The 7740-nt window shown below is 54.8% G+C and carries 8 protein-coding genes; 4 read left to right on the top strand and 4 right to left on the bottom strand.

From position 1 onward, the window contains the following. Positions 1-1445 (bottom strand): tRNA uracil 4-sulfurtransferase ThiI (gene thiI, locus JSN25_RS10740; RefSeq protein ID WP_038638226.1); only part of this gene is annotated, 1445 nt, incomplete at its 3' end. Positions 1446-1653: 208 nt separating this feature from the next. Between thiI and xseB the strand changes: the two genes are divergently transcribed. Genes xseB through yajO form a run of 4 tightly spaced genes read left to right on the top strand, consistent with a single transcriptional unit; the run spans position 1654 to position 5714 of the window. After that, positions 1654-1896 (top strand): exodeoxyribonuclease VII small subunit, encoded by a 243-nt coding sequence (xseB, locus tag JSN25_RS10735; protein WP_038638224.1) that lies wholly within the window; start codon positions 1654-1656, stop codon positions 1894-1896. Next, positions 1897-2796 carry a (2E,6E)-farnesyl diphosphate synthase gene (gene ispA / locus JSN25_RS10730; RefSeq protein WP_038638213.1) on the top strand — a complete coding sequence of 300 codons (900 nt, stop codon included), beginning with the start codon at positions 1897-1899 and terminating at the stop codon, positions 2794-2796. A gap of 24 nt (positions 2797-2820) precedes the next feature. Further along, positions 2821-4683, top strand: coding sequence for a 1-deoxy-D-xylulose-5-phosphate synthase (gene dxs, locus JSN25_RS10725; RefSeq protein WP_204525706.1), 1863 nt, complete (start codon positions 2821-2823; stop codon positions 4681-4683). Between the two features lie 56 nt (positions 4684-4739). Then, on the top strand, positions 4740-5714 hold the full coding sequence (yajO, locus tag JSN25_RS10720) for a 1-deoxyxylulose-5-phosphate synthase YajO (protein ID WP_042310115.1): 975 nt from the start codon (positions 4740-4742) through the stop codon (positions 5712-5714). 57 nt (positions 5715-5771) lie between these two features. Here the strand turns inward: yajO and pgpA are convergent, their stop codons facing one another. From pgpA to nusB, 3 genes are all read right to left on the bottom strand, one after another. After that, on the bottom strand, positions 5772-6290 hold the full coding sequence (gene pgpA / locus JSN25_RS10715; RefSeq protein WP_038638206.1) for a phosphatidylglycerophosphatase A: 519 nt from the start codon (positions 6288-6290) through the stop codon (positions 5772-5774). Beyond that, positions 6268-7245 (bottom strand): thiamine-phosphate kinase, encoded by a 978-nt coding sequence (thiL, locus tag JSN25_RS10710; RefSeq protein WP_204525705.1) that lies wholly within the window; start codon positions 7243-7245, stop codon positions 6268-6270. The genes pgpA and thiL overlap by 23 nt, the downstream gene beginning before the upstream one ends. A 75-nt stretch (positions 7246-7320) precedes the next feature. Then, complete coding sequence (gene nusB / locus JSN25_RS10705) at positions 7321-7740, bottom strand: transcription antitermination factor NusB (protein WP_000801129.1); 420 nt, start codon at positions 7738-7740, stop codon at positions 7321-7323.

Below are 7740 nucleotides of genomic sequence, written 5' to 3'. Positions count from 1 at the left end.
GGGCGATACACCTTCACGTTTTCAAAGCCCTGCTCGCGCAGATACAGCGCCTGCAGGCGGCTCATCACGCCGCGTTCACACCACAGCAGCCAGGTTTTACTCTGGTCTAAATCGCCGAATTTGGTGCTCAGCTTGTAGAACGGCAGTGAAACCACGTCCACACCTTCCACCTTCAGCGGCTTGTCATCCTGTTCATCCACAGAACGGATATCCAGAATCACGTCGTTTGAGCCGAAACCACTCACGGTTTCCACTTCCACCACGGTCTGCTGAGTCTGCTGGGCGATATCGCGAATATCGATATTGTTCGCTTCTTCGACCACTTTATCGAGGATAGAGAAATCGAAGTTTTCTTCTTCGGCCTCAATCTTCGCTTTAATCGCCTTCACCGTTGGGCTTTTTGAAATTACGCCGCAGTATTCCGGCATGGTACGCGCAAAGTCCTCGGTACCAATTTCACGCGCCAGGTTGATGATGTGTTCTTTATCATGGGAGATAAGCGGGCGCAGGATCAGGGTATCCGAAACGTTATCAATCAGGCGCAGGTTGGTCAGCGTCTGGCTGGACACCTGGCCCAGCGCTTCACCGGTTACCAGTGCCTGTACGCCGTAGCGCTCAGCGACTTTCGATGCCGCTCGTACCATCATACGTTTAAGGACCACGCCCATCTGACCGTCGTCGACTTTCTCCAGGATCTCGCCCACCACCGGCTCAAAGTTGATCGCGACAAAACGTACGCGATGCGAGCTACCGTAGCGGTTCCACAGATAATGCGCCACCTGACGAACGCCAATTTCATGCGCAGCGCCGCCGAGGTTAAAGAAGCAATAGTGTACGCGGCAGCCGCGACGCATCAGCATGTAGCTCGATACGCCGGAGTCGAAACCACCGGAGATCAGCGACAGGACGTCTTCCTGCGTACCAATCGGGAAACCGCCAATACCTTCATAGCGGCCTTTAACCAGCAGCAGACGGTCATTTTCGATTTCAAGATTCACCGTCACGTCCGGTTTCGTCAGCTTCACGCGCGCGGATTCAATATGCTGGTTCAACCCGCCGCCAACATAACGTTCCACCTCAATGGAGCTAAACTCATGCTTACCGCGACGCTTAACGCGTACACAGAAGGTTTTTCCTTCCAGTTGATCGCGATACTGCACCAGCGCTTTCTCGAAAATATCGTGCATGTCGGTAAACGGCACGTCTTCTACTTCGAGAATATGGTGGATACCCGGAATACGGGTCAGCGCGTCGCGAATATCCAGACGCTGGCTTTCATCTTTAGCGCGAACCTCAACGTGATCCCAGTGACGGACAACGGCAAGGTCTTCATCGTAGTGCTTTAAAACGTTACGAATGTTCCCTGTCAGAATTTTTATAAAGCGCAAACGCACAGATTGGCTTTTGATGGTGATTTCTGGGAACAATTTAATGATAAACTTCATGGCGGCAATGGTTCTTTGGCAAGTCTGAATGACTTGTAATGGAAAAAAATACAGCAGCCCATACCCTGCGGCTGCATCCAGGCGCGCAAGTATACCACTATCATGGTCATCCTGTGCACATCGCCTTACCATTGCGCGTTATTTGCTTATCAGTGCGAGTCCGTTACCATAGTCTTGTGCTGCCAATACAGAGAGTCAGACATTCATTATGCCGAAGAAAAATGAAGCGCCAGCCAGTTTTGAAACAGCGCTGAGCGAGCTGGAACAGATTGTTACCCGCCTGGAAAGCGGCGACCTGCCGCTGGAAGAAGCGCTGAACGAATTCGAACGTGGCGTACAACTGGCGCGTCAGGGACAGGTCAAATTGCAACAGGCTGAACAGCGCGTACAAATCCTGCTGTCAGACACCGAAGACGCCGCCCTTACGCCTTTTACACCGGATAATGAGTAAATGGATTTTACGCAGCAGCTACAGGCTTGCGTTGAGCAGGCCAATCAGGCACTGAGCCGTTTTATCACGCCACTGCCCTTTCAGAACACTCCCGTGGTCGAAACCATGCAATATGGCGCATTATTAGGCGGTAAACGTCTGCGCCCATTCCTGGTGTATGCGACCGGTCAGATGTTTGGCGTCAGCCTGAGTACGCTTGATGCTCCCGCTGCCGCCGTCGAGTGCATCCATGCCTATTCGCTGATGCATGATGATTTACCCGCGATGGACGACGACGACCTGCGCCGCGGTCTGCCAACCTGCCATGTAAAATTTGGCGAGGCAAACGCGATCCTGGCCGGAGATGCGCTGCAAACGCTGGCGTTTTCCATTATCAGCGACGCCCCGATGCCGGAAGTATCTGACCGTGACCGCATCGCGATGATCTCTGAACTGGCGCAGGCCAGCGGTATCGCCGGCATGTGCGGCGGCCAGGCGCTGGATCTGGAAGCGGAAGGCCATCAGGTTGCGCTGGATGCGCTGGAGCGTATTCACCGCCATAAAACCGGGGCATTGATTCGCGCCGCCGTGCGTCTGGGTGCATTAAGCGCAGGCGATAAAGGGCGGGAATGCCTGGCAATACTCGACAAATACGCAGAAAGCATCGGTCTGGCCTTCCAGGTTCAGGATGACATACTGGATGTGGTAGGCGATACTGCAACATTGGGTAAACGTCAGGGTGCTGACCAGCAGCTTGGCAAAAGTACCTATCCTGCACTTCTGGGTCTTGAGCAAGCCCGGAATAAAGCCCGGGATTTAATCGAGGATGCCCGCCAGTCGCTAAGTTTACTGGCCGCGCAGTCACTCGATACCTCGGCACTGGAAGCGCTAGCGGACTATATAATCCAGCGTGATAAATAAACCAACATATCCCATGAGCTTGCGATGAGTTTTGATATAGCCAAATACCCGACCCTGGCGCTGGTCGACTCCACCCAGGAGTTACGCCTGCTGCCAAAAGAGAGCCTGCCAAAGCTTTGCGACGAACTGCGCCGCTATTTGCTCGACAGCGTGAGCCGTTCCAGCGGGCACTTCGCCTCTGGTCTGGGCACGGTGGAACTTACCGTCGCGCTGCACTACGTCTATAACACCCCGTTTGACCAGTTAATCTGGGATGTGGGACATCAGGCTTATCCGCACAAAATTCTGACCGGCCGCCGCGATAAAATCGGCACCATTCGTCAGAAAGGCGGTTTGCATCCGTTCCCGTGGCGCGGTGAGAGCGAGTATGACGTACTGAGCGTTGGGCACTCCTCAACGTCCATTAGCGCTGGCATTGGTATTGCGGTTGCCGCCGAGAAAGAAGGCAAAGATCGCCGTACCGTTTGTGTGATTGGCGACGGCGCTATCACCGCCGGGATGGCGTTTGAAGCGATGAACCATGCGGGTGATATTAAGCCCGATATGCTGGTTATCCTCAACGACAACGAAATGTCGATTTCAGAGAACGTCGGCGCGCTGAACAATCACCTGGCGCAATTACTCTCAGGCAAACTCTACTCTTCGCTGCGCGAAGGCGGGAAGAAAGTGTTCTCCGGCGTACCGCCGATTAAAGAGCTGCTCAAACGTACCGAAGAACACATCAAAGGCATGGTCGTGCCGGGCACGCTGTTTGAAGAGCTGGGCTTTAACTATATCGGCCCGGTGGACGGGCACGACGTGCTGGGACTTATCACCACGCTGAAGAACATGCGCGATCTGAAAGGCCCGCAGTTCCTGCACATCATGACCAAAAAAGGTCGTGGCTATGAGCCAGCGGAAAAAGACCCGATCACGTTCCACGCCGTACCCAAATTCGATCCATCCAGCGGCTGTCTGCCGAAAAGCAGCGGCGGCCTGCCAAGCTATTCAAAAATCTTCGGGGACTGGTTATGTGAGACCGCAGCGAAAGACAATAAGCTGATGGCGATTACCCCGGCGATGCGCGAAGGCTCCGGTATGGTGGAATTCTCACGTAAGTTCCCGGACCGCTACTTCGATGTGGCGATTGCCGAGCAGCATGCAGTGACCTTTGCAGCAGGTCTGGCGATTGGCGGCTACAAGCCGGTCGTGGCTATTTACTCTACCTTCCTGCAACGCGCCTACGATCAGGTGCTGCATGATGTGGCCATCCAGAAACTGCCGGTCCTGTTCGCCGTTGACCGGGCAGGTATCGTTGGCGCAGATGGGCAAACCCACCAAGGGGCGTTCGATCTCTCCTTCCTGCGCTGCATCCCGGAAATGGTCATTATGACCCCGAGCGATGAGAATGAATGCCGCCAGATGCTGTTTACCGGCTATCACTACAACAACGGGCCATCGGTCGTGCGCTATCCACGCGGTAATGCGGTGGGCGTTGAGCTGACGCCGCTGGAACACCTGCCAATAGGTAAAGGCATCGTGAAGCGTCACGGGGAAAAAGTGGCGATTCTTAACTTTGGCACCCTGATGCCGGAAGCTGCTCAGGTCGCAGAGTCGTTGAACGCCACGCTGGTTGACATGCGCTTTGTGAAACCGCTGGATGAAATGTTGATCCTCGAAATGGCGGCCCGACACGACGTGCTGGTTACCATTGAAGAGAACGCCATTATGGGCGGCGCAGGCAGTGGCGTAAACGAAGTGTTGATGGCCCATCGCAAGCCCATTCCGGTGCTGAACATCGGCCTGCCTGACTTCTTCATCCCACAGGGCACTCAGGATGAGGCTCGCGCCGATCTGGGTCTTAATGCCGCAGGCATTGAGGCCAAAATCAAGGCCTGGCTGGCATAATCCCCTCCCCGCTCCTGCTATGCTTAATGAATAACACGCTAAGCAGGAGCGAATGAATGCAATACAACACCTTAGGAAAAACCGACCTCCGGGTCTCCCGCCTTTGCCTGGGCTGCATGACGTTTGGCGAGCCCAATCGCGGTAATCACGCCTGGACGCTGCCTGAAGAGAGCAGCCGCCCGATAATCAAACACGCCCTTGAGGGCGGCATTAACTTTTTCGATACCGCCAACAGCTACTCCGCTGGCAGCAGCGAAGAGATTGTCGGCCGCGCGCTGCGTGATTTCGCCCGCCGCGAAGATGTCGTGGTCGCGACCAAAGTTTTTCACCAGGTGGATGATTTAGCAGAAGGATTATCCCGCGCACAAATCCTGCGCTCAATCGACGACAGCCTCAGACGCCTGGGCATGGACTATGTAGACATCCTGCAAATTCACCGCTGGGATTACAACACGCCAATCGAGGAAACGCTGGAAGCCCTTAACGATGTAGTCAAAGCCGGTAAAGCTCGCTATATCGGCGCCTCATCCATGCATGCTTCGCAGTTTGCTCAGGCGCTGGCCTTGCAGAAGCAACACGGCTGGGCGCAGTTCGTCAGCATGCAGGATCACTACAACTTGATCTACCGCGAAGAAGAACGCGAAATGTTGCCGCTCTGCTATCAGGAAGGTGTCGCGGTGATCCCGTGGAGTCCGCTGGCGCGTGGTCGCCTGACCCGCCCGTGGGGAGAAACGACCGCACGTCTGGTTTCCGATGAAGTCGGTAAAAATTTATATAACGAGAGCGATGAAAACGACGCGCAAATTGCCGCCCGGCTGGCTGGCATCAGTGAGGAGCTGGGCGTTACGCGGGCGCAGGTCGCGCTGGCATGGCTGCTGAGCAAACCAGGCGTGGCTGCGCCCATTATCGGTACATCGCGTGAAGAACAACTGGATGAATTGCTCAATGCGGTGGATTTAACGCTGAAGCCGGAGCAAATTGCCGAGCTGGAGACGCCGTATAAACAGCACCCGGTAGTGGGATTTAAATAAGCGCGATTGTAGATTGTAAGCCGGATAAGGCGTTTACGCCGCTATCCGGCAACCCCGTTAAATGATACCGATCGGCCAGTGATGGCCGATAAAATACAAAATACCTGCAGAGAGTATCCCGGCGACAATATCGTCGATCATGATCCCCGTCCCGCCATGCACATTGCGATCGAACCAACGAATCGGCCACGGCTTCCACATATCCAGAATACGGAAAATCACAAATCCGGCGGCAACCCATTGCCAGTCGAGGGTCGGTAGCGCCATCAGGGTTATCCACATACCGACAAATTCGTCCCAGACAATGCTGCCGTGATCGTGCACGCCCATGTCTTTCGCCGTTTGATGACACAGATAAACGCCGATACAGATAGACAGCATGACCACCAGCGAATACAGCTGCCATGGCAGAAATGTCATTAAATACCAAAAAGGGATCGCCGCCAGCGATCCCATGGTGCCAGGAATAATTGGACTCAGCCCGCTACCAAAACCGGTGGCTAACAGATGCCACGGATTACGCATATTCAGGCGGCTTTTGGCGACATCTTTTTTAAGGCGCGGCAAAATGGTCATATCCTTTCCAGTCGAACGTGACGGATTTTCCATCGCGCGTAAATTGAACGCCTTCAACATCCGCACTCATCTGACCGATGCAGGTAAACGAGGTCCCGAGATGTGCCAGCGCGACGTCCAGCGCGCCACGGTTGATTTCCGGTACGGTAAAGCATAACTCATAATCTTCCCCCCCCGAGAGCGCCCAGCGCAGCGCCTGTTCAGGCTCAACATGTTGGGCGAATGCCGTGGAATATGGCAGCGCGTCAACGTTAACCCGCGCGCCGCAGCCGCTGGCATTGACGATATGCCCCAGATCGGAAATCAGGCCGTCGGAGAGATCGATAGCCGCACTGGCCAGATCGCGCAGGGCTTGTCCCTGTAAAATACGCGGAGTTGGGCGCAGGTGGCGTTGCAGCAGATACTCCGCGTCTTTTGGTTCTGTCACCTGCAGTCGGTCCTGCAAAATCGCCAGTCCCGCCGCACTGTCGCCCGGCGTGCCGGTCACATAAATCCAGTCGCCCGGTTTTGCCCCGGAACGTTTTAAGGCTCGCCCAACGGGAACGTAGCCATGAATACCCAACGTCATCGACAGCGGCCCACGCGTGGTATCACCGCCAATCAGCTGCATATCGTAGTAATTAAGGAGTTCAAACAGGCCATCGCTGAAAGCTTCAAGCCAGGCTTCATCAACGTCGGGTAACGTCAGTGCCAGCGTCAACCACGCAGGATCGGCCCCCATCGCCGCCAGATCGCTTAAATTCACCGCCAGGGCTTTCCAGGCCAGATCGGTAGGATCAATGTCGGGGAGGAAGTGGTTGCCTGCCACCAGCGTATCGGTACTGATCGCCAATGTCTGTTTTTCAGGGATGTTCAGGAGTGCGCAATCGTCGCCAATACCGGTTTCGACATCAAGACGAGACGTTCTTACGCGATCAAAATAACGGGCAATCAGGGAAAATTCGCCGCATGCCATACGTTATGCCTCAGCAGAAAAAAAGAAAAAGCCGGGGATAGCGGAAACAAGTTCCACTCTCCGCCGGCCTCGGGATTACTTTTTGTTGGGGCGAATCACAGGTGCTGCTTTATCCAGTACGCCGTTAACGAATTTATGGCTGTCTTCGGCGCCGAAGGTTTTCGCCAGTTCAATCGCTTCGTTGATAGCCACTTTGTACGGCACATCACTACGTTTAGACAGTTCAAACAGCGCAATACGCAGTACGGCTTTTTCTACCTGACCCAGCTCTTCCAGCAGACGAGACAGGTAAGGCTTCATTAATCCATCCAGGTACGCGCTGTTAGTCGCCACCCCGGACAGCAGCTCACGGAAATACAGAACGTCGACATCTTTAACGTCCTGTTCCGCCAGGAACTGGTATTCAACATCAGCGATGTCGTTCTGGGACAACTGCCAGGAGTAGAGCGCCTGGACGGCACACTCACGGGCGCGGCGACGAGCAGCAGGTTTCAC

Source organism: Citrobacter cronae (genome assembly GCF_016893685.1).
In the GTDB taxonomy this organism is placed as follows: Bacteria; Pseudomonadota; Gammaproteobacteria; order Enterobacterales; family Enterobacteriaceae; genus Citrobacter; species Citrobacter werkmanii.
The sequence above is the reverse complement of the archived record's forward strand: the minus strand, read 5'-3'. Positions and strand labels throughout refer to the sequence as shown.

Bases quoted from the DNA above. Each gene is read 5' to 3' on its own strand.
- xseB (WP_038638224.1), top strand. From the start codon at position 1,654: ATGCCGAAGAAAAATGAAGCGCCAGCCAGTTTTGAAACAGCGCTGAGC.
- ispA (WP_038638213.1), top strand. From the start codon at position 1,897: ATGGATTTTACGCAGCAGCTACAGGCTTGCGTTGAGCAGGCCAATCAG.
- dxs (WP_204525706.1), top strand. From the start codon at position 2,821: ATGAGTTTTGATATAGCCAAATACCCGACCCTGGCGCTGGTCGACTCC.
- yajO (WP_042310115.1), top strand. From the start codon at position 4,740: ATGCAATACAACACCTTAGGAAAAACCGACCTCCGGGTCTCCCGCCTT.
- pgpA (WP_038638206.1), bottom strand. From the start codon at position 6,290: ATGACCATTTTGCCGCGCCTTAAAAAAGATGTCGCCAAAAGCCGCCTG.
- thiL (WP_204525705.1), bottom strand. From the start codon at position 7,245: ATGGCATGCGGCGAATTTTCCCTGATTGCCCGTTATTTTGATCGCGTA.